The following is a 21517-nucleotide window of genomic DNA, read 5'->3' as shown; positions in this document are numbered from 1 at the left end:
ATAACAAAAAGAAAATTTAAACACATAAAAAAATCGGATTATGATTTCGATTAAAATTTAATGAAGATGCAATACAATTTATTGGTGGTTCTTGGAGCAACTGCAACAGGTAAGACAAGTTTGGCGGTTAATTTGGCTAAAGATTTCAATGGTGAAATTATTAGTGCGGATTCTCGTCAGATTTATCGTGGTATGGATTTGGGTACGGGAAAGGATATTGAGGAGTATGTTGTAGATGGTGTTGAAATACCTTACCACTTGATTGATATTGCAGATGCAGGATATAAATACAATGTGTTTGAGTTTCAGCAAGATTTTGTGAAGGCTTTCGAGGATATCTCATCTAGGAAAAGACTGCCGGTTGTATGTGGAGGTACAGGAATGTATCTTGAGGCTGTTCTGAAAGGTTATAAATTAATAGCAGTTCCTAAAGATCAATCTTTTAGAGATGAGATGGAACGTAAGTCGCTTGAAGAGCTTGAGGTAATACTTCGTTCGTACAAAGATTTACACAATAACAGTGATTTAGAAACAAAGAAAAGAGCTATTAGAGCCATAGAAATTGAAAGATACTATGCTGCCAATCCTCAGATTGATATGGAATATCCAGAAATGAATCCATTATTGATTGGAATAAAATTCGACAGAGAAAGCAGACGCGATAGAATCAGCCTAAGATTAAAAGAACGCCTAAAATCAGGAATGGTAGAAGAGGTTGAAGCTTTGTTAAAATCTGGCGTATCTGCTGAAGATTTGATTTATTATGGCTTGGAATATAAGTTTTTAACCCAGTATGTAACAGGGCAAATTACATACAATGAAATGTTCTCGGGATTAGAGATCGCAATTCACCAATTTGCCAAGCGCCAGATGACTTGGTTCCGAAAAATGGAACGAAGTGGCAGTAATATTCATTGGTTAGATGGTTACATGCCACTTGATGAAAAAATTACCAAGGTAAAGGAGTTGTTTAATGCTTAAGCCAAGTATTCAACAACTTTATTGTATGAAATGCGTGTAATTCCAAGCTCATCCCATTTGTCAAAAGGAAGTGGGATGTTTGGAAGTTCTTTAATGGCATCTTCAATTACATAAACTTTTAGCCCTCTTTCAGCAAGTCCAACGGCCGCACAATCAACACACACATTTGTGGTAACTCCATATACAAAAACAGTTGTTGGATTGATCTGCTTTAGCAAGCTATATGTGTTTGGATTTCCTTCAAATACATCAAAGGCATCTTTTCTAATAATAATGTTTCTGTGTTGTGTAGCTTCGCTTAATTCCGTTTCATTGTAAATTTTATTCCAAAGAATCTCCGGACTGTTTACGTCAGGCTTGGTTTCGGAAATATACTCAGCTCCTAGTGAGTTTGCCATGCAATGTTCTGGGAAAGTATTTATGAAATCAGGATCTGAAGATAGTTCGGCGGAATTACTATAATGATAGTCGGCTGTGTTGATTACCTGTATGTTGTTGAATTCAGCCAATTTTGTAATTGCAGCAAGGGTAGGCTGAATTTCTTCTGCGTTTTGAGCATAAAGTTTTCCGTTCTTACTCATAAAGTCGATTTGAGTATCAACATTCCAAAACAAGATATCTTTTGTAAACATATTTGTAAGTCTTTCTTTTCTATAAAAATACAACCGATTCCATCCTATTCAAAATTGATAGGATTAATTAATCTAAAGATATCGGAAAATTAAGGCTTTTTGTCATGGATTTTGCAGTCGATAACGAATATATTTTAATGTCGTGACGAACTTTTCTAATTTAAATTTTGAAAATCGATACGAAGACAATAAATGAACAAGATAAGAACCATATCCCGTAGTCGGATAATTTATCATATACTTTTTTGGGTAGTTGCTACAGTATTTTGGTTACTCACCATGTTTGTTGCCAGTAATTTTAAAAATATTCTAAAGATTGAGCCTGTGTTAATGACTTTGGTTTTTAATCTTTGTTTTGCGGCAGCCGTATATTTTAACCTTTTGATTTTAATCCCATTTTTATTTAAACGACAGCGCTTTTTTCTTTATGTTGTTTCGGTGTTTGCAGTGATATCTGTTGCAGCATTTGTGATAGATTTTTTACTGGTGTATCCTTTAAATAGCTTTGTTCAAGGGGAACAATATTTCGAGGAGTTAACTTTTGTGGTTTGGGTAAACTTTGCAATATTCACCTTAATTTATGTAGGTATTACATCTGTTTTGTCAATGACACGAGAGTTGATTGTTTTGCAAAAAGTTACTGCTAATTTTCAGGATATTGAGAGGGAGAAATTGGAAGCCGAATTAAAAGCTCTTAAGGCTCAAATAAATCCACATTTTTTATTCAATACTCTTAATAATCTGTATTCGCTTACTTTAGATAAATCAGATAAAGCACCAAATTTGGTGCTGAAATTGTCTGATATGATGAGATATATTTTATATGAATGTAATGATAGGTATGTATTTGTAGATAAAGAATTGGACTTTATTAAAAATTACCTGGATTTACAAAAAATCAGGTTGGATGATACCATTCCGGTAAGTATAAATGTAAAAGGAAGCGCTTCTCAAAATAAAATTGCGCCTTTGTTGTTTGAACCATTAATTGAAAATGCATTCAAACATGGATCATATGGCAAGAATAATAATGGATTTGTAAATATTCTATTTAACTTTGAAGAAAGGGATAAAATGGAATTGTCAATTGAAAATCGATATGATAACAAATGGCAAGATGAGGAGCGAAAAGAAAAAGGGATTGGAATAAAGAATGTTACTCGTAGATTAGAATTGTTGTATCCAGATAAACATGATTTGAATATTTCGAAACAAGATGACTTGTTTAAGGTGAACTTACAAATTGATTTATCGGAGCAAAATGCTTAGAGTAACATTTAAAACTCTGACAAAAAACAAAACGCATGAAGTTGAAGTGTTTAATTATAGATGATGAGCCATTGGCACAGAGAGTACTGGAAAAGTATGTTTCAGAGCTTTCGAGTCTAGAGTTAAAAGGCAAGTGTAGCGATGCCATTGAAGCTATGGAGGTTCTTCAGCAAGAATCGGTGGATCTGATTTTTTTAGATATTAATATGCCAAGATTGAGTGGAATTAACTTTTTAAAGTCCTATAAAAATCCACCAATGGTTATTATTACCACAGCATATACCGAATATGCATTGGAAAGCTATGAGTTGAATGTGTTGGATTATCTGAAAAAACCATTCTCTTTTGAGCGTTTTTTACAAGCAGTTCAGAAGGCAGAAGAAAAGGTAAAGGCAGTTGCAGAGCCTCAGGAAACCACCAAGGATGAGCTGGAATATATTTTTGTAAAGGCAAATAAAAAAACCATTAATATCAACTTGGATTCTATTCAGTATGTTGAAGCTTTGGGTGATTACGTTAAGATCTTTACCAATGATGGACATGTGGTTACTTATCAATCTTTGAAAGGAATTGAAAGATTATTGCCATCTGCAAAATTTTATCGCATTCACAAGTCATATATCGTGGCTTTGGCAAAAATAAAATCGATAGAGGGAAATATGGTACATATGGATAAAGGTACCATACCAATAGGAAATAATTACAAGCAGGGATTCTTCCAAAGGATTCATCCCGTGTAATTTTTTATAATCAAGTCTGTTTGAGTAAGTGAAAGAGCCGATTTTCAGCATCGGCTCTTTTTTTGTTGTAAAAAATGGATTGAATTAAGGGAGAACGCAATTTTTAGGTATAAGAACTAAAAAAGAAGTCAAATATAATGCCCAATTATGCTAGGAATTAGCTGCTATTTGTTAAATTTAGGCTTTGATAAATTGAATCCGATCAATATTAAATTTAAAAGACTATGAACAGACGTGCTATTTCTCGTTATACCTTTATTCTTTTTGCTTTGGCTTTGAGTGTTGTAGCCTGTAAGCCAGTTGATAAAAAGAAAAGTGGAGAACAAACAGTAAAACCATTATTGAAGAAAGCTATTGAAAGTGAAGTTAAAGATGTAGTTTATCCCTTACCAACTACTTTCGAATTGACTTCTATGTTGAATCGTATTGGAGCTGACTATATTCTAGGTTTATCAAATTCTACAGATAATGCTGATAAATATTTTACTGAAAAAGCAAGAGCTCTTAACCTTGGTGTTTACGGTGCTGATTTAAGTTATGCAAGTACTTACAATCGCAAGCAAGAAACAATGTTGTTTCTTAAAGCATCTAAAACTTTAATCGATAACCTTGAGATTACAAGTGCATACAACAAAACTTTGGTTGATGATGTAGAAAAAAATCTTGATGATAAAGATCAGTTGGTCAAAGTGATTACCAACTCGTTCTATGATACTTATGAGTTTTTGAATAAGAATGGAAAAGCGAACTTATCTCTTTTGGTTGTAAGTGGTAGCTTTATTGAAGGATTGTACATTGCGACTCACATTTCAGAGAATACTTATGCAAATCCTGAAATCGTAAAAGTAATTTTCGATCAGAAAGCTTCTTTAGAGAAATTATTACAGGTTCTTGAGCCAGAAAAGAAAGATCCTAATGTTGCAGCTTTAATTTCTGAATTCACAGGTCTAAAAGCTAGCTACGATAAAGTTGTGGAAGGCAAAATGACTGAAGCACAATTGAATGAAATTATTGCTAGCGTTGCAAAATTAAGAAACAGTATTGTGGAGTAATCATATTCCATTAAAGATATTAGAACTGCCTTCCAATTTGGGAGGCAGTTTTTTTGTGTCAATTAAGCTGGAATTGCAATCTTTTGTAAAGAAATAAATTGTAATTTTAGAAACAGTGCAGATCTGCCAAAAAACCATAATTCATATTTGTACATGGGGGAATCGATACTAAATGCTCTAATGCACCTGTTTGCAATTGTTGCCAATACAAAACAAGAAGGTGTTTCCGGAAAAGGAAGAATTATTGTAGAAAGCTTTTTAAGTCGTTACGTGAATTCTGATATTCAGGATGAATACCTGAGTTTGTTCGAGAATTATTCGGAATTTTATCGTCGTGAAATGGAATATCAAACAATAACTCATGCCCGTCAGGCAGATATTCTATCATTGACAGAGGCTTCTAAAGTTTGCAATAAGGTAAAAGCGGAATTGATACAAGAAGAAAGATTAATTGTATTGCTTCGCTTGATGGAGTTCGTTTACGAAGATAAAATGGTAAGCGAAGGAGAGTTTGAGTTTATTAGTATTGTGGCTGAGAATTTCAAAATTCCACGATCTGAATTCATCAATTGTCTTGCATTTGTTTGGGGTGATACGGTTGACGATTTCGACAAAAGCAAGTTCCTGATTATTGATAATAAGGTTACCGAGTGGTCGGATAACTTGTCTTGGTTCATGAAAAAGGAAGCCAAGAAAAGTGAAAACGAAACCAAGCACATGTACTGCGAGAATTTGTATGGACGAATTATCGTAATGTACATCGAAAGTGTGAACTTGTTGGTGTTTAAATACGAAGGAGAGTTGAACCTTTACCTTGAAGGGAACAAGATTATCTCCGAAAAAACCTACCAATTGGGGAATGGTTCCATTATTAAAGGGCCAAATATCAAGTCGATTTACTACTCCGATATTGCTGCCAAGTTTCTCGAAGAAGAAGCGCAAGAGAAAATCATTTTCTCTGCTAAGGATATTGAGTTTAAATTTAGAAACTCGAATAACGGAATCCAGAAATTTAATTTGTCAGAAGAAAGTGGACAGTTGATTGGTATAATGGGAGGTAGTGGTGTTGGAAAATCAACTTTGCTGAATGTTTTGAACGGAAACCTAACGCTTAATAATGGTGAAATTAGAATTAACGATTTCGATATCCATAAAAATAAACTTGCCGTTCAAGGTTTAATTGGTTTTGTGCCACAGGATGATTTATTAATTGAAGAGCTTACTGTTTTTCAGAATCTATACTATAACGCCAAGCTTTGTTTTAAAGACTTTACAGAGATTCAAATTCTGAAAACTGTTTTAAAAATGCTTCAGGATTTGGCTTTGTATGAAGCCAGGGATTTGAAAGTAGGGAATCCGTTAAACAAATTTATTAGTGGAGGGCAGCGTAAACGCCTGAATATTGGTTTGGAGTTGATGCGCGAACCGGCCATTCTTTTGGTGGATGAGCCTACCTCAGGGCTTTCGTCTACCGATTCGGAAATGGTGATGAAGCTGCTAAAACAGCAGACTTTAAAAGGGAAGTTGGTGATTGCTAACATTCACCAACCATCATCGGATATCTTTAAAATGTTCGATAAACTTTGGATTCTGGATAAAGGTGGTTACCCAATTTATACGGGTAATCCAATTGATGCCATTGTTTATTTTAAGACTCAGAATTCGCAGGTGAATGCATCGGAAAGTGAATGTGTAACCTGTGGGAATGTAAATCCTGATCAGATTTTACAAATTGTAGAGACCAAATTGATCGATGATCAAGGGAAGCCAACGCGCGACAGAAGGGTCTCGCCGGAGAAATGGTACGAAAAATATCAGGATAATATAGAGGCAAACCATCTGCCATTAAGGGCAGAGAAGAAGTTGCCGCAAAGCGATTTTAAAATCCCTGGAAAGGTGAAACAATTCTCCATTTTCTGGATCAGAAATGTTTTGTCGAAGCTTACCAACAAGCAATACTTGATTATCAATTTGTTTGAAGCACCATTGCTTGCGGTTATTCTTGGTTACTTTACCAAATACACGGCCAATGGGGCCTATGTGTTTGGCGAAAACAAAAATTTCCCGGTTTTCTTATTCATGGCGGTTGTGGTTTCCATGTTTTTGGGACTCACGGTTAGTGCCGAAGAAATTATCAGGGACAAGAAAATATTGCAGCGCGAAAAGTTCCTGAATTTGTGTCGAATTAGTTATCTCACATCCAAAATCATGTTTTTGTTTGTGTTGTCGGCCATTCAGTCCATCTCGTTTGTTCTGCTGGGGAATTTCATCTTGGAAATTGAAGGAATGACTTTTGCCTATTGGCTGGTATTGTTTACCACGGCTTGTTTCTCAAATTTGGTTGGTTTAAATATTTCGGCAGGATTAAATTCGGTAATTACCATTTACATTTTGATTCCGTTGATATTGGTTCCGCAGCTTTTGCTGGGGGGAGCTATGATTAAGTTCGATGATTTGCATTACGGTGTTACGGATAAGGTGTACGTGCCAATAGTGGGCGATATGATGACTACGCGTTGGACTTACGAGGCGCTTGCAGTTACCCAGTTTAAGGATAATGAATTCGAAAAACATTTTTTCGATCATGAAAAAGGCATCAGCGATGCTTCGTTTAATAGTTCTTTTCTGATTCCTAAGTTGGAATCGATTCTTTTGGATTGCGAACGAAGCGTGGAGTTTGAAAAGGATACAACTGAAACACAAGCTCACTTTAAAATGCTGCGCGATGAGATTAAACAATTGGCAGATAATGCGGGATTGGCCGTATTTCCTGAAGTCAACCAGTTAAATCTTAAAGATTTTAATTTGAATGTAGCCGAGCAAACCAAGAGCTTTTTAGATCAGGTTGAGCTGTATTACATGGGAATGAGTAGTGAATCGGGCTATAAGAAAGATTTCGAGTATTCTCGCTTGGTTGATTCATTGGGCCGCGATGGAGTGTATGAGTTCAAGCAGAACTATTACAATCAGGCTTTAGCCGATTTGGTTTTGAACAGAAACGAAGTGAACAAGATGATTGAGGTGAACTACGAGTTGATTCAGAAGAAAGATCCTGTATTCATGTCGCCTACCTCGAGATTTGGTCGCTCACATTTCTACTCACATGTAAAGCGAATTGGAGATTTTTATATCGATACCTATTGGTTCAATTTGGCAGTGGTTTGGTTGGGAACAATACTATTGTTCTTTACGCTTTGGGCCGATGTGTTGCGCAAGATGATGAACTACTTCGAGAGCATTAAGCTAGTTCGCAGAGAGAAAAAACGAAAATAGAATCAATTACGAATTTGGAATTACGAAAACCTGTCAGCGTCGGCAAGATCTGTCAGCGTTTCCATCATATGACTTCAATTAATAAAAAATGAAATATCTGTTTATAGCAATTCTTACTTGTTTTGCCGTTGTTTCAAAATCTCAAATCTACAAAAGTGAGAAGTTTAATAAGTTTATTGATTGTTTCAGAAGTAGTTTCAAGGAGATCCCCAAAGAACTATTCTATGAGATTTGTGATGAAGAGGAAAATGATAGGTTGGTAGGTGTTGATGCGGTAAAGATTCTAAATGATGAAAGTAATATAACGGTATTAGTGGATTTAGTATATCCGGAAGGAGGATATACGAGTATGGTTATGATATATACCTTCTCAAATTCGGGAGAATTGCTAGAAAGAACCGCTTTGGGGAACAATATGTTGGATCTATCAGGAGGTGATCAGTGTGAATTTGAGATGAAGAGTAAAAACTTATTAGAGGTAGTACAGAAAAATATTGTATATGAGGGTGTAGATTATGAAATTGAAAGAGTGGCAGATTCTACCTATAAATATTACTTTATTGATGAGAATGGATTCGATGTGATCTTATCAAGAATAACTCAGAAACGTAAATATATTTTACCCTCATTAAAGGTTTTCAATTCGAAGGAACTGTATCAGTATGAAGAATCTGAATTAGATATCATGAGAAATGAAATATTTGCTGATCATGGTTATATTTTTAAATCTAAGAAATGGTCAGATTATTTTTCAAAGATAGCTTGGTATCAACCTCGTTTTGATGATGTAAGCGATAAATTAACTGAAATTGAGAAGATAAATATTAAGAGAATATTAGAAGTAAGTAAAAGAAAATAATTACGAAAACCTGACAGCGTCTGCAAGGCCTGTCAGCGTTTAATAAAAATATTTGTAGAGACGTAGCACTGCTACGTCTTATTTTATATAGAAATTGCTCCTTTAAATGCCCGTCGTAATTAATCATTCGTAATTTTAAATCGCTTTGCGATTTAGATAGTTTACCGTTAACAAACTACATCCAATAATTACCATCCCAATAATCGAAATAGTATCCGGGTTTTCATCAGGTAAAATCATCCAACTTAGGAAGGCGCCGAAAATAGGGATGATAAATTTCCAGGTGTTTAGGTTTGATACTTTTACGTTTGGGCGTTGAAGCAATCCGAACCAAATGGTAATGGCAAAGGCCGATACCATGGCCAACCATCCTAATGAAATCCAATATTCACCCGGTAGATTAAAATTCCACGATGGATTTTCAATTGGAATAGATGCCAACATCAATCCGATTCCACCAATAATCATCGAGAAGGAAGCCAATACACGTGGAGGCATATCCTTGGCATCGCGCGATACAATTACATTGCCCGTACTACCTACGATGTTATTCAGAATCAGAATACCAACACCCAAAGGAATGGTAGTAGAAAAAACGAAATCCGATCGTCCTAAACTGATAATGCAAACACCAGCCATTCCTAGCAAAATGGCAAAAACCTTTTTCCAGCTCATTTTATCGTTGCTTAGCATCAAATGAGCCATAATGGCTGCAAAAAGTGGCTGTGCTCCAATTAGCATGGCGCCCAATGCGCCGGGAACGTAGCTTATTCCCATGTAGAACAATCCGTAAAGGAAAGTAGTTTGCAAAAGGGCTACCCACAGTACAAATTTCCATCTTCTTTTCGATTCCAGTATTTTGAACTTTAAATCTTTAATAAAAGGAAGGATCAATAATCCTGATATAAAGAAGCGCAAGCCTGCAAATTGTAATGGAGTAGTGTACTTCAATCCAATTTTAATTGCAGTAAAAGGTGTTGCCCATAAAAGGCAGGCAAATATGGCCAATACTGTGGTTGATAGGAAGAATTTCTTCATGGGAGATTAAAAATTTTCTGCAAACTTAGGGATTTTTAGCTGATTGCTTAGATTAATTAAGCCAAATGTATTTTAAATGCCATATTATATTTTACTGGAAGTTCGATTGTTTGTTGAAATACTGCTTAAAGTATTAATAACAGATTAAAATATCAGTTAGAAAATATTTTTAGATGCAATTATTTTATGTTTTTGCATTTAGATATGCAATTATCAATGTAAAAAAATAAAAATCAAAAGAAATTACTAAATCTACAATCAGAAAAAAAGTATAACAAAAATAAAATATAAATAATACAAAGTATATAATTAAAAAATAAAAAGTTAATTAATTACTTAGTTGTAAAAAAATACTACTTTAATGGGTGTAACTTTCTATGGATATTATGAATAAAAATCAGCAATTATTGGCTCATGCCAATGCAAAGGAAGTTGTTGTGCTTGGTCAGATGTTTGTTAATATTTGGAGATATGAAAATCTAAAAATAAATGACCAATTGCATAAACATTTAAAAGAGCTTGAACAACAAATTTTGATTCTTAGAAATGCATATAGACAACCACGAAAAGGAACTTATACCAATGATTTGAATAGATTGAATAAACAAATTGCAAGTTTGTTTATGGGATTAAAGCATTTGGTGAAATCGTATTTGTATCATCCTGATGAGGATAAAAGAAGGGATGCCAAAATTGTGTGGAGACTAATTGTTGCCATTGGTGTGAATGTTCACAAAACAAATCGTAGTAAAAAGGTAGTGTGCCTGAGAAATTTGGTACAGGTTTTAAGTGTAGGTGAATTAAAATCTGAAGCAAAAAATCTGGATGGTTTAGAGGTGTTTCTTGCTGGTATAGAAGATTTGATTGAAGAGTCGGATGCTAGTTATTTGTTGAGTGCTGAAGAGCGAGCCCAACGAAAAGAAAGAGTACAAACCACTGCTCAAGCTCAAAAGGTTCATAAATTATTGAATGAAGAAATTCTGCCCATTTTGTTTGCTTTTCAAAAATTGGAGCCTGAGAGTTACGACCGTATGGCAAGAACTTTTCAGGTAAGTCTCAAAAAAATGAACCAGAAAATAAGAAAGAGAAGAGCTGATTGGGCAAAGAGGAGAGAGGAAGCGAGAGAACTATAATTGCAATATTGCCTTTGAGATTCTCACTTGAAGTGAGAGCACAAAAAAATCCCCACCAAAATTGGCAGGGATTCTATTATATCAAGATCTAAGATCTATTTTTTCAACCATTGATCTAACCAGCTAGCGAATTCGCGCTGCCATAAAATTCCGTTTTGGCAACCCAATACCCAGTGATTTTCTTCAGGGAAGTAAAGATATTTTGCAGGAATACCTCTTAAACGAGCAGCATTAAATGCCTGCATCCCTTGAGAAGCAACAATACGGTAGTCTTTCTCACCATGAATCACCATGATTGGTGTATCCCACTTGTCAACAAATTTGTGAGGAGAGTTAGCGTATGAACGCTGAGCAATCTTGTTCTTTTTGTCCCAGTATGCACCACCAAGATCCCAGTTTACAAACCACATCTCTTCAGTTTCTAAGTACTGAGCTTCCAAATTAAACATTCCGTCGTGAGCGATGAATGCCTTAAAGCGCTTGTTGTGGTGACCAGCCATCCAGAAAGTTGAGAATCCACCGTATGATGCACCAACGCAAGCCAAACGATCTTCATCAACATACTTTTCAGCTTTTACATTATCGATTGCCGATAGGTAATCTTTCATGTTCTGTCCACCGTAATCACCAGAAATCTGCTCGTTCCATTCCTGTCCAAAACCTGGTAAACCTCTACGGTTAGGAGCAACAATCACATAACCATTAGCCGACATCATTTGGAAATTCCAACGGTAGCTCCAGAACTGAGAAACTGTTCCTTGAGGACCACCCTGGCAATAAAGAACTGCAGGATACTTTTTGTTCTCGTCGAAATGTGGAGGTTTGATTACCCATACCAACATCTGCTTGTTATCAGTAGTTTTTACCCAACGTTTTTCAACAGTAGCAAGGGTTAACTGATCCAAAATGTGCTTGTTTACGAATGAAATCTCTTTTGCTTCGCCAGTTTTGGCATCAACATTATAGATTTCTGCAGGCTTGCTCATCGATACACGCTTGGCAATTAACTTATCGCCAACAGGATGAACAGTTTGGTAATTGTGAACACCTTCGGTGATTTTGTGAATCTTTCCATCAGCAATATCCATGCGGTAAATTTCGTCGGTAGCATGCCAGTCGGAGATGAAATATATCGATTTGCTGTCTTTTGTCCAAGTAAGGTGACCCACGTTCTGATCGAAACCTTTGGTCATGTATTTTTTCTCACCGGTTGTAAGATCCAATAGGAACAAACGAATCTGATCAGCTTCGTATCCATCGCGCTCCATGCTTTCCCAAGCCATGTATTTTCCGTCAGGCGAGAATGCAATGTTCTGATCGTAGCCCATCATGCCTTTGGTCATGTTCTTGGTTTCGCCCGATTCTACATTGTAGAAGTAGATATCAGTATTGGTTGAAAGAGAATATTCAACGCCATATTTCTTGCGAGAAGAATAAGCAATGTTTTTGCCATCAACGGTCCAACCTACCTGTTCCATTCCACCCCAAGGGCGCACAGGAGCTTCCCATTGCTCACCTTCCATAATATCTTTACCACCTTTTAACATGCTTGCGCGATTAAAATCAGCAACAAAAAGGTGAGTGTAAGTTTCTACCCAATGATCCCAATGACGATAAAACTCATCGGTAATTACTCTACCGTTGGTTTTTTTCAAATCAGGATGCTTGTCGTGTACGTCTTTTCTTAGCTTAACCTCTTTCGAGTAAACAATTTTTGACTCATCTGGTGAGAATTTGAAATCGTTAATTCCACCTTCAACATCAGTCAACTGCTTGCGAGCAGTTCCGTCGGCATTCATTTCCCATACTTGAACAGCTCCGCTTTCTGCAGAAAGGAAAGCAATTTTTCCATCTTTGGTCCAACGCTCGCCCCACTCTTTGGCAGCCGTATTGGTAATTTGAGTTGCCTCACCACCAGCTACTGGCACTGTGTATAAATCGCGGTACGATTTGTCTTCTTCTTTGTTGAAGTAAGTTACTCCGTAAAGAACTGTTTTTTCGTCAGGCGAGATACTTTCTCCACCCAATCGTCCGAAAGACCATAAAACCTCCGGAGTCATAACGTCTGAAGCCAATTTGGTTTCAGGAGTTTTGTAGGATGAATCGTTTTTTGATTCTTCGGCTTTTTGCTCACAAGAAGTTAATCCTGTTACAAAAGCCAATCCTAACAAAAAGTACTTGTTTGTCATGATTGTAGATATTTGTTGTTTGTATAATTTTCAGCACCGTAAATGTAGTGAACAATGAACAATTACGAATTAATTAGACGCAGATTTTCATTCTTAGACGCAGATTTTTATGATTTGATGTTTGAATGTGTATAGGGAATTGAGCTAAGTGATTCTTATTTTACCATTTTGGTTTGCCAGCTTTGGAGAATAATGATAAAATATGATCTGGCCGTTCGCATATCATAGAACAAATCATATTTTATCTTTTACCACTTGCCTAGGTATACTACGATGGTTAAAATATAGTATCCAACCTCAAATTCTAAACATACCTTTAAACATCAAATCATAAAAATCTGCGTCTCCCTTCTTGCGTCCATAAAAAAAGGCCCTCGAGTGAGAGCCTTTCCATATATAATAGGTGTCAGAATTTATTCTGCAGGATTGTTGATGGCATCAATAATCTTGTTTTCTAATTCTTCAGCCAATTCTGGGTTGTCGTTAATTAAGTTTTTAACTGCCTCGCGACCTTGACCTAGTTTGGTATCTCCATACGAGAACCAAGAACCAGACTTCTTGATAATGTTGTAATCAACACCCAAATCGATGATTTCACCAGTTTTAGAAATACCTTCTCCGTATTTCTTGTCGAATTCAAGGTAGTGTTCTAGTTTTTTTAGGTAACTACCAAATACAATATCATTTAATTTATTGCCGAATTTATATGAGGCAATACTTCCTGCAGGGATTAAAATTAAGAGAGTAAATATTAAAGTAGGTTGAGAAATAATATTTGTAACTGAATATCCTTTTAAAAATAGGGGAATAAGAAAGGAGCCTAAAATCATAAAAGGGCTTAATGTGGTGAATATAACAGTTTCTTGATTTAAAATATTCTTAGTAATGTTGTGAACAAGTTGAATAGTAGCGAGAAGGTTATGGTTTAAGCTTGTATTTTTAATTATCTTCAATTTTATTTTAATGAAAATGTAAAATACTAGAAACGGTACTAGTAAAAGTGATAAGATTATTATTGTTGCTTTATTATAAGGTAGTGATATCAGCAATGTAAAAATAAGGGATGAAAACAAAAGGCAATACCAGCTTTTCACTGTTAACCTTTTTTGAAGTGTTTCGAATATTGAAATAGATTCATTTCGAATAGAATTTTCGATATATTGTTTAGAAATTTTTGAAGAAATTTTCTTTGTTTCTAATTCTTTCCATGTTTTATTTAGATCCATTTTGTACCTCCTTAAATTTTTGAATGATTAGCTTTTTGATTCGGAATATTTTTACGTTCACCATGTTTTGATTTATTCCGATGATTTCAACAATTTCTTTATTCTTGTATCCATCAAGGTGCAGTGTTATTATAGTTTTATCGATATCGTTAAGTGATCTTATAAGGTTGTACAATAATTCATGATCCTCATTATAATTGGAATCTTTTTCTAATAATATCGCATCATCAATGTCTATAGTTTTGATTCTGGTTTGCTCTTTTTTGTGATAGGTTAAAGTTGTATTTAATGCTATTTTGTATAACCATGTGCTAAAAGAAGAATCAAATCTAAACTTTGAGAAAGACTTCCAAGCTTGAAGGATTATTTCTTGTTGTAAGTCATTTTGATCTTCATAATTATCGATATATAGAGATACAATTTTTTGTATAATACCAGAATGCTTTTGAATTAATTCAATAAAGTTGTTGTTTGTATTGAGAGGCATATGTTTGTAATAGTTTCTTATACTATTAGTATGTTTTTATGCGAAAAAATTACAGATGGTTTAAAAATAATAAAAGAAAGGCCCCCGCATTGCGAGAGCCTTTCCATATATAATAGGTATCAGAATTTATTCTGCAGGATTATTGATGGCATCAATAATCTTGTTTTCCAATTCTTCAGCCAATTCCGGGTTGTCGTTAATTAAGTTTTTAACAGCCTCACGACCTTGACCTAGTTTAGTATCACCATACGAGAACCAAGAACCAGACTTTTTAATGATGTTGTAATCAACACCCAAGTCGATGATTTCACCAGTTTTAGAAATACCTTCTCCGTACATGATATCGAATTCAGCCTTACGGAATGGAGGTGCAACTTTGTTTTTGATCACCTTAACACGAGTGTGGTTACCGTTTACTTCGTCGCCATCCTTAATCTGGCCAATTCTACGAATATCCAAACGAACCGATGCATAGAATTTCAATGCATTACCACCAGTTGTTGTTTCAGGATTACCGAACATTACACCAATCTTCTCACGCAACTGGTTGATGAAAATACAAGTAGTATTCGTTTTGTTGATGTTTGCAGTTAACTTACGCAATGCTTGCGACATCAAACGAGCCTGAAGTCCCATTTTTGAATCACCCATTTCACCTTCAATCTCTGCTTTTGGAGTCAATGCAGCAACCGAGTCAACGACTACCAAGTCAATAGCTGATGAACGGATCAATTGGTCAGCAATTTCTAATGCCTGCTCGCCATTATCAGGCTGCGAAATCAATAGGTTTTCTGTATCTACACCTAATTTTTCAGCATAAAAACGATCGAAAGCATGCTCCGCATCGATGATTGCACAAATACCACCAGCTTTTTGAGCTTCAGCAATTGCGTGAATAGCCAAAGTGGTCTTACCTGAAGATTCAGGACCATATATTTCAATAATTCTACCTTTAGGGTATCCACCAACTCCCAATGCCATATTTAACGACAAAGATCCTGATGAAATTGCAGGTATATCTTCAACGGCTTCATCACCCATTTTCATGATAGCACCTTTTCCATAGGTTTTGTCAATTTTTTCCATGGTCAGCTGAAGGGCTTTCAGCTTTTCCTTGTTAATTTCTGCAACGTCTTTGCTCATAATATGTGTTTTATAATTTTTTCTAATTAAAGCTTCAAGTCTCAAGAGTCAAGCTTCAAGCTATTGTAAATTCATCTCGGAAAGAATCTGATTGGTGTGATCTTTTGTTTTTACTTTCTTAAAGATTTTCTCGATTACACCATCTTCTGAAATCACGAAAGTAGTTCTAATTACTCCCATGTATTCTCTTCCGTATAATTTTTTCATTCCCCAGGCACCATATGCTTCCAGAATTTCTTTTTCGGTATCAGCAATTAAATTGAATGCCAAACTGTGTTTTGCAATGAATTTTTGATGCGATGCAATTTTGTCGGGACTTACTCCAATAACCTCGAAACCTAAATTTGTAAGGGCATCGTAATTTTCATTTAAATTACACGATTCTGCAGTACATCCAGGCGTGTTATCCTTAGGATAGAAGTAAAGAATTAGTTTTTTGCCTTTGAAATCAGCTAATCTTAATTCTTTTTCATCTTGGTTTAATCCCTTGAAATCGGGTGCTTTATCTCCTTCTTTTAAATGTGTCATTTTTCAGAAATTTGAATTACAAATATACCTTAATCCGAATATCCAAGCGAATTAATTCGATTAAAGTTATCAACCCATGAAGTTAAAAAAAAATGTGTCTGAAATGGATGAAATCATGGATCTTTTTTTTACGATTATGCTCTGATATTTTGTTAATTCAATCTTTTTCTGTCTATTTCGTACTTACACTTTATATATTATCTTTGTTATAAATATTTACTATATTAATATTTTATAATTGTAAGCCTTGTTATGGGGGGAGTTTAAGAGAAGAGGATATAAACAGGCTTTAGATAAAATAATTAATATTTCGGATTGTCTTTTTGCAAGAAATTAATTCTATGAATAAAACTATGAGATTACGCAGCACGTTGCTTTTAATCACTCTGTTTATTGCCCAAATATCATTTGCCCAAAGCTTTAGCGGAGGAAAAACCGAACAGCAAATTGAAGAAGAAGCCTTTACTTTTTTTGATGATGAGAATTACAAAAGTGCAATGCCTTTGTATCAAGAGCTTATAAATGTATATCCTCAAGATCCAGAGTACAATTATTATCTTGGAGTTTGCCAGGTGGAGTTGAATGAAAATGTTCCAGAAGCAATCAAACATCTTAAAATAGCTTCAACCAAGAATGTTAATGCATCGGTTCCATATTATTTGGGGCGTGCCTTTCATATGAACTATCAATTCAATTCAGCAATTCGTTACTACAGAAAGTTTCAGGAATACTATAAGAAAAAATCAACAGGCATTGATAAGTTGATTGTAATGTGTCAGAATGGTTTGCCTTTGGTGAATTCATATTATGTGGTTGATGTTCGAGATAAAAAAGCAGTTAATAAGCAAGAGTTTTTTCGCTATTACAAAATTGAAGGTTTTGATGATCGATTGTCAAAGAAAACAAAGAGTATCAAATCTAGATATGATGGTACTGGTGATGTAGATGTGGCTTGTTTGGCAAACAAAGGTCAATACATATATTTCTCCAGCTATGGGAAAAATAAGAAAAATGGTAGGGATTTATATCGCGCCAAGCGTTTAAAAAATGGAGGTTGGGGCGAATGGGAAGCACTAACTGCTTTGAATACTGATTTAGATGAAATTTACCCTTATATGGCAGGTGATGGCAGAACAATGTATTTCTGTTCTCAAGGTCATACCAGTATGGGAGGATTTGATATTTTTAAATCGGTATACAATGAAATAACCGATACTTGGACAGAACCAGAGAACCTTGGTTTTCCTATCAATTCCACTTCAAATGATTTCTTTTTTGCAACGGATGTGAACGATGAGTTTGCTTGTTTTGCTTCGAGTCGTGAAAATGGGAAAACAGATGTGACGATCTATAAAATTAAGATGTCGGAATATCCGGAACAAAAAGTGGTTATGAATGCTGAATCACTTCCTGAATTGGCAGTACTAAAAAAAGGCGGTAATGTTATGCCAGAAAAGCCTGTAGTTGAAATGGCTTCTTCTGAAATAATATATACGACTAAGTTCACTAGTGCCAATTTACCATACTTCAATTTTCAAATTAGTGAAGAATTAAGCTATCATTACTTAACGGAGTTTAAATCGAATGAGGCAAAGAATATTTTCATGCAATCGAAAAATGATAAATTCAATTCGGATAGCCTTTATAGTGTAACAGAAAATTTAAGAACAAAGTTGGTAGATGCTAATGAAGCTTCAAAAGATAGGTTAAGTAAGCAAATTTCAAACTTGGAAGAAAAATCACACGAGTTGGGAAATCAAGCCAAACAAAAAATGATGCAGGCAAGATCTATCGAATCTGACTATTTGAACAAGCATATTGTAGGAACCATAGAAACGGATGTTGTTGCACAAACAGACAAAAAAGAACATTTGGTAATGACTTCGGAGGAACTTCCTGAAAAATCAGAGAATGTGATCGCTGGATATGTTTATCATTTGCAAGTAGGAGTATTTTCAAGTAGAAGAGAGCCTAAGTTTTTTGAAGGTTTAAATCCGGTTAAGGAAGAATTGGCAGGTAATGGCAAGCTGTATAAATACATGGTTGGAAATTACCCAACATTTGCTTCTGCTAAATCTGCTATTCCTGAAATCAGACAGTTGTTCCCTAATGCATTTGTAGTTGCATACAAGGATGGAAAGAAGGCAAATCTTGCGCAGGCAATAAAAACAACAGATCAGAATTACCAGCCTACAGTAGTTGCGAAATCAACACCAAAACCAATTGTAAAACCTAAGACAGTAAAAACGAATGGTGGAGATGTTGTATTCAAAGTTCAGGTGGGTGCTTTTTCAGAGGATGTTCCGCAAGATGTGAAGGATAAACTTAGAGCATTTTCGAAATATAAGATTGAATATGCCAATGATTATAGAGGATACACAATTTGTACGGTTGGAAGCTTTGATTCTTATAGCAAAGTGAGTAAATTGAAAATGGAACTTAGAGAGGCTGGATTGAGTGATGCATTTACAGTGGCTTATTCCGGAAGCGATAAAATTACCATTCAGCAAGCATTGGAAATTCTTCGACATTAAAAAAATGACGATATGAGTAATTACGATGAAGGATATTTAGGGGAGGAAAATGAGGTGTTGGATGATATCATTAATCGTAGCACTTTGCTTTTGCATAACGATGATTATCACACTTTCGATTTTGTAGTAGATGCACTTGTTGATATCTGTAAACACGGTCCTGAACAGGCGGAACAGTGTGCATATATTACACATTATAAAGGCAAGTGCGATGTGAAAAAAGGAAAAATGAGTGTTATTAGACCAATGAGAGAGGGTTTGGCGAAGAAAGGATTAAAGGTCACCATTGTATAATTTTAGATTTAAAAATTAATGACAGCTTTAATTATTGTATTATTGATTCTATTGGGAGTTCTTCTTTTGTTATTAGAATTTCTGGTGATTCCAGGAATTACCTTGGCCGCAATTGGTGGTGTGTTAATGATTGGAGGAGGAATTTATTTGGCCTATGATCACTATGGAAGCACCATTGGACATTTAACGGTGTTGGCTACAATTATTTTCTGTGGAATATCTTTGGTGCTGGCATTAAAGTCTAATATCTGGAATAAAATAATGCTGAAAGCAGAGGTAGATTCGAAAGTAGAAAAGTTAGAAGAAGAAAAAATACACGTAGGTGATCAAGGAATCTGTTTATCTCGACTGGCACCTATGGGAAAAATAAAAATTAATAAAACTGTTGTCGAAGCTAAATCTACAGGCGCTTATATTGATGAGAAAAGCAAAGTAGAAGTTATTGGCGTAATGGATAAAATTGTAATTGTAAAACCTATATAAAACTATACAGATGGAAGGAATTGGAACTATAATTCTAATATTTGCTGCTGTAGGAGTCGGGATTTATATCCTGTTTTTCTTTATTCCTGTGGCACTTTGGTTTTCAGCTCTGTTATCAGGAGTTAGAATATCTTTGATTCAATTGGTATTTATGCGTTGGAGAAAAGTGCCACCGAATGTTATTGTTCGTGCATTAATCGAGGGTACAAAGGCAGGATTGACATTAAATAGAAATGAATTAGAAGCTCACTATTTGGCAGGAGGTCATGTCTCGCAAGTTACACACGCTTTAGTATCGGCTTCTAAAGCCAATATCGATCTTCCATTTCAAATGGCAACTGCTATTGATTTGGCTGGTCGTGATGTTTATGAGGCAGTTCAAATGAGTGTAATTCCTAAGGTAATTAATACTCCTCCGGTTACGGCAGTTGCAAAAGATGGTATTCAGCTTATCGCAAAAGCTAGAGTTACCGTGCGTGCAAACATCCGCCAATTGGTTGGTGGTGCTGGAGAGGAAACTGTTCTTGCGCGTGTTGGTGAAGGTATCGTATCGTCAATTGGTTCATCTGAAACTCACAAATCGGTTCTTGAGAATCCTGATAATATTTCAAGAGTTGTATTGGAAAAAGGCTTGGATGCGGGTACCGCATTTGAAATTCTATCAATTGATATCGCCGATATCGATATAGGTAAAAACATTGGTGCGGTTCTTCAAACCGATCAAGCTGAAGCAGATTTGAAAATTGCACAAGCAAAGGCTGAGGAACGTAGAGCCATGGCTGTAGCTTCTGAACAAGAAAATAAAGCATTGGCTCAGGAAATGCGCGCTAAAGTAATTGAAGCGGAAGCTGAGGTACCTAGAGCCATGGCTGAAGCTTTCAGAAATGGACAGCTTGGTATCATGGATTACTATCGCATGAAGAATATTGAAGCTGATACTAGCATGAGAGAGAATATTGCAAACCCTAAAGATAAAGGGAAGAAGAAATAAAATTCAATGAATTTTGAGTAAAAGCCGAAAGGGATTGTTTCCTTTTCGGCTTTTTTTTAAAATATTTCAAAAAAAAATAAAATCTAATCTCATTGATTTATAATTTACTATAATCAGGGCTGGAGCATTCTTTGAATTATTGCGAAAAAAATATTTTGCACATCAGAAATTTTTACATACTTTTGCTTCCGCAATCAGGAGAGGTGGGTGAGTGGCTGAAACCACCAGTTTGCTAAACTGGCGTACTGAGCAATCGGTACCGGGGGTTCGAATCCCCCTCTCTCCGCTAAGTTTTCGGGGTGTAGCGTAGCCCGGTTATCGCGCCTGCTTTGGGAGCAGGAGGTCGCAGGTTCGAATCCTGCCACCCCGACCGAAAATTTTCAGAGGAGTTAAAAGCTTCTCTTTTTTTATCGAAAAGAGTACCGGATTTTTCGGGGTGTAGCGTAGCCCGGTTATCGCGCCTGCTTTGGGAGCAGGAGGTCGCAGGTTCGAATCCTGCCACCCCGACTGAAAAATTTGAGGAGTTTAAAAGCTTCTCGATTTATTAAAAAAAATACCGAATTTTCGGGGTGTAGCGTAGCCCGGTTATCGCGCCTGCTTTGGGAGCAGGAGGTCGCAGGTTCGAATCCTGCCACCCCGACTGAGAAGAGAAGTTCATTATTGAA

General features: G+C 35.7%; 18 protein-coding genes and 4 tRNA genes. 15 read left to right on the top strand and 7 right to left on the bottom strand.

Features of this window, described 5'->3' with window-relative positions; genetic code table 11:
* Window positions 1–66 precede the first annotated feature (66 nt).
* The gene (miaA, locus tag DF185_RS20365) at window positions 67–981 is read left to right on the top strand and encodes a tRNA (adenosine(37)-N6)-dimethylallyltransferase MiaA (RefSeq protein WP_110363278.1); all 915 of its coding nucleotides are present in this window, start codon (window positions 67–69) and stop codon (window positions 979–981) included.
* On the opposite strand, the gene DF185_RS20360 is transcribed toward miaA, so the two are convergent.
* Window positions 978–1613, bottom strand: coding sequence for a cysteine hydrolase family protein (locus DF185_RS20360; RefSeq protein ID WP_110363123.1), 636 nt, complete (start codon window positions 1611–1613; stop codon window positions 978–980). The genes miaA and DF185_RS20360 overlap by 4 nt on opposite strands.
* 192 nt (window positions 1614–1805) lie before the next feature.
* Between DF185_RS20360 and DF185_RS20355 the strand changes: the two genes are divergently transcribed.
* The 5 genes from DF185_RS20355 to DF185_RS20335 all read left to right on the top strand — a co-directional run bounded on the left by DF185_RS20355 (window position 1806) and on the right by DF185_RS20335 (window position 8806).
* On the top strand, window positions 1806–2882 hold the full coding sequence (locus tag DF185_RS20355) for a sensor histidine kinase (RefSeq protein ID WP_110363122.1): 1077 nt from the start codon (window positions 1806–1808) through the stop codon (window positions 2880–2882).
* A gap of 35 nt (window positions 2883–2917) precedes the next feature.
* Window positions 2918–3622, top strand: a complete 705-nt coding sequence (locus tag DF185_RS20350; protein ID WP_207784712.1) for a LytR/AlgR family response regulator transcription factor — start codon at window positions 2918–2920, stop codon at window positions 3620–3622.
* A 224-nt stretch (window positions 3623–3846) separates the two neighbouring features.
* Window positions 3847–4674: a hypothetical protein gene (locus DF185_RS20345; RefSeq protein WP_110363120.1), complete on the top strand. Its 828-nt coding sequence runs from the start codon at window positions 3847–3849 to the stop codon at window positions 4672–4674.
* A 153-nt stretch (window positions 4675–4827) separates the two neighbouring features.
* A complete protein-coding gene (locus tag DF185_RS20340) occupies window positions 4828–7947 on the top strand; it encodes an ATP-binding cassette domain-containing protein (RefSeq protein ID WP_110363118.1) in 3120 nt (1039 codons plus the stop codon).
* 88 nt (window positions 7948–8035) lie between these two features.
* Entirely contained in the window at window positions 8036–8806 is a 771-nt protein-coding gene (locus tag DF185_RS20335; protein WP_110363116.1) for a YARHG domain-containing protein, read from the top strand.
* A gap of 135 nt (window positions 8807–8941) precedes the next feature.
* Here DF185_RS20335 and DF185_RS20330 read toward each other — a convergent pair whose 3' ends face one another.
* Window positions 8942–9844 carry a DMT family transporter gene (locus DF185_RS20330; RefSeq protein WP_110363114.1) on the bottom strand — a complete coding sequence of 301 codons (903 nt, stop codon included), beginning with the start codon at window positions 9842–9844 and terminating at the stop codon, window positions 8942–8944.
* Between the two features lie 377 nt (window positions 9845–10221).
* On the opposite strand from DF185_RS20330, the gene DF185_RS20325 reads away from it, so the two are divergent.
* Window positions 10222–10977, top strand: coding sequence for a DUF6261 family protein (locus tag DF185_RS20325; protein WP_110363112.1), 756 nt, complete (start codon window positions 10222–10224; stop codon window positions 10975–10977).
* A gap of 95 nt (window positions 10978–11072) precedes the next feature.
* Here DF185_RS20325 and dpp5 read toward each other — a convergent pair whose 3' ends face one another.
* The 5 genes from dpp5 to bcp all read right to left on the bottom strand — a co-directional run bounded on the left by dpp5 (window position 11073) and on the right by bcp (window position 16550).
* A complete protein-coding gene (gene dpp5 / locus DF185_RS20320; protein ID WP_110363110.1) occupies window positions 11073–13166 on the bottom strand; it encodes a dipeptidyl-peptidase Dpp5 in 2094 nt (697 codons plus the stop codon).
* 413 nt (window positions 13167–13579) lie between these two features.
* Window positions 13580–13996 (bottom strand): recombinase RecA family protein, encoded by a 417-nt coding sequence (locus tag DF185_RS24520; protein ID WP_243421806.1) that lies wholly within the window; start codon window positions 13994–13996, stop codon window positions 13580–13582.
* Window positions 13997–14378: 382 nt separating this feature from the next.
* A complete protein-coding gene (locus DF185_RS20310) occupies window positions 14379–14879 on the bottom strand; it encodes an RNA polymerase sigma factor (RefSeq protein ID WP_110363108.1) in 501 nt (166 codons plus the stop codon).
* A gap of 126 nt (window positions 14880–15005) precedes the next feature.
* Window positions 15006–16022, bottom strand: coding sequence for a recombinase RecA (gene recA, locus DF185_RS20305; protein WP_110363106.1), 1017 nt, complete (start codon window positions 16020–16022; stop codon window positions 15006–15008).
* Window positions 16023–16082: 60 nt separating this feature from the next.
* Window positions 16083–16550, bottom strand: coding sequence for a thioredoxin-dependent thiol peroxidase (bcp, locus tag DF185_RS20300; RefSeq protein WP_110363104.1), 468 nt, complete (start codon window positions 16548–16550; stop codon window positions 16083–16085).
* A 353-nt stretch (window positions 16551–16903) separates the two neighbouring features.
* Here bcp and DF185_RS20295 point away from each other — a divergent pair, with 353 nt between their 5' ends.
* The 8 genes from DF185_RS20295 to DF185_RS20260 all read left to right on the top strand — a co-directional run bounded on the left by DF185_RS20295 (window position 16904) and on the right by DF185_RS20260 (window position 21492).
* Window positions 16904–19084 carry an SPOR domain-containing protein gene (locus DF185_RS20295; protein ID WP_165836085.1) on the top strand — a complete coding sequence of 727 codons (2181 nt, stop codon included), beginning with the start codon at window positions 16904–16906 and terminating at the stop codon, window positions 19082–19084.
* Window positions 19085–19096: 12 nt separating this feature from the next.
* Window positions 19097–19378, top strand: a complete 282-nt coding sequence (locus DF185_RS20290; protein WP_110363100.1) for an ATP-dependent Clp protease adaptor ClpS — start codon at window positions 19097–19099, stop codon at window positions 19376–19378.
* A gap of 18 nt (window positions 19379–19396) precedes the next feature.
* On the top strand, window positions 19397–19861 hold the full coding sequence (locus DF185_RS20285; protein ID WP_110363098.1) for an NfeD family protein: 465 nt from the start codon (window positions 19397–19399) through the stop codon (window positions 19859–19861).
* Window positions 19862–19871: 10 nt separating this feature from the next.
* Window positions 19872–20852 (top strand): flotillin-like protein FloA, encoded by a 981-nt coding sequence (gene floA, locus DF185_RS20280; RefSeq protein WP_110363096.1) that lies wholly within the window; start codon window positions 19872–19874, stop codon window positions 20850–20852.
* Between the two features lie 197 nt (window positions 20853–21049).
* A tRNA-Ser gene (locus DF185_RS20275) sits at window positions 21050–21138 on the top strand.
* Window positions 21139–21147: 9 nt separating this feature from the next.
* Window positions 21148–21222, top strand: a tRNA-Pro gene (locus tag DF185_RS20270).
* 62 nt (window positions 21223–21284) lie between these two features.
* A tRNA-Pro gene (locus DF185_RS20265) sits at window positions 21285–21359 on the top strand.
* A 58-nt stretch (window positions 21360–21417) separates the two neighbouring features.
* Window positions 21418–21492: transfer RNA gene (locus DF185_RS20260), tRNA-Pro, on the top strand.
* The last annotated feature ends 25 nt before the right edge of the window (window positions 21493–21517 follow it).

The sequence above is a fragment of the Marinifilum breve genome (assembly GCF_003202155.1).
GTDB lineage: Bacteria > Bacteroidota > Bacteroidia > Bacteroidales > Marinifilaceae > Marinifilum > Marinifilum breve.
This window is presented reverse-complemented; position numbering and strand designations above follow the sequence as displayed.

Excerpts from the sequence above, each read along its gene's own strand:
- DF185_RS20330 (WP_110363114.1), bottom strand. The coding sequence starts at position 9,844 with ATGAAGAAATTCTTCCTATCAACCACAGTATTGGCCATATTTGCCTGC.
- DF185_RS24520 (WP_243421806.1), bottom strand. The coding sequence starts at position 13,996 with ATGATTTTAGGCTCCTTTCTTATTCCCCTATTTTTAAAAGGATATTCA.
- DF185_RS20285 (WP_110363098.1), top strand. The coding sequence starts at position 19,397 with ATGACAGCTTTAATTATTGTATTATTGATTCTATTGGGAGTTCTTCTT.
- DF185_RS20295 (WP_165836085.1), top strand. The coding sequence starts at position 16,904 with ATGAGATTACGCAGCACGTTGCTTTTAATCACTCTGTTTATTGCCCAA.
- bcp (WP_110363104.1), bottom strand. The coding sequence starts at position 16,550 with ATGACACATTTAAAAGAAGGAGATAAAGCACCCGATTTCAAGGGATTA.
- DF185_RS20325 (WP_110363112.1), top strand. The coding sequence starts at position 10,222 with ATGGATATTATGAATAAAAATCAGCAATTATTGGCTCATGCCAATGCA.
- DF185_RS20345 (WP_110363120.1), top strand. The coding sequence starts at position 3,847 with ATGAACAGACGTGCTATTTCTCGTTATACCTTTATTCTTTTTGCTTTG.
- DF185_RS20290 (WP_110363100.1), top strand. The coding sequence starts at position 19,097 with ATGAGTAATTACGATGAAGGATATTTAGGGGAGGAAAATGAGGTGTTG.
- DF185_RS20310 (WP_110363108.1), bottom strand. The coding sequence starts at position 14,879 with ATGCCTCTCAATACAAACAACAACTTTATTGAATTAATTCAAAAGCAT.
- miaA (WP_110363278.1), top strand. The coding sequence starts at position 67 with ATGCAATACAATTTATTGGTGGTTCTTGGAGCAACTGCAACAGGTAAG.
- DF185_RS20355 (WP_110363122.1), top strand. The coding sequence starts at position 1,806 with ATGAACAAGATAAGAACCATATCCCGTAGTCGGATAATTTATCATATA.
- DF185_RS20360 (WP_110363123.1), bottom strand. The coding sequence starts at position 1,613 with ATGTTTACAAAAGATATCTTGTTTTGGAATGTTGATACTCAAATCGAC.
- DF185_RS20350 (WP_207784712.1), top strand. The coding sequence starts at position 2,918 with ATGAAGTTGAAGTGTTTAATTATAGATGATGAGCCATTGGCACAGAGA.
- dpp5 (WP_110363110.1), bottom strand. The coding sequence starts at position 13,166 with ATGACAAACAAGTACTTTTTGTTAGGATTGGCTTTTGTAACAGGATTA.
- DF185_RS20335 (WP_110363116.1), top strand. The coding sequence starts at position 8,036 with ATGAAATATCTGTTTATAGCAATTCTTACTTGTTTTGCCGTTGTTTCA.
- floA (WP_110363096.1), top strand. The coding sequence starts at position 19,872 with ATGGAAGGAATTGGAACTATAATTCTAATATTTGCTGCTGTAGGAGTC.
- recA (WP_110363106.1), bottom strand. The coding sequence starts at position 16,022 with ATGAGCAAAGACGTTGCAGAAATTAACAAGGAAAAGCTGAAAGCCCTT.
- DF185_RS20340 (WP_110363118.1), top strand. The coding sequence starts at position 4,828 with ATGGGGGAATCGATACTAAATGCTCTAATGCACCTGTTTGCAATTGTT.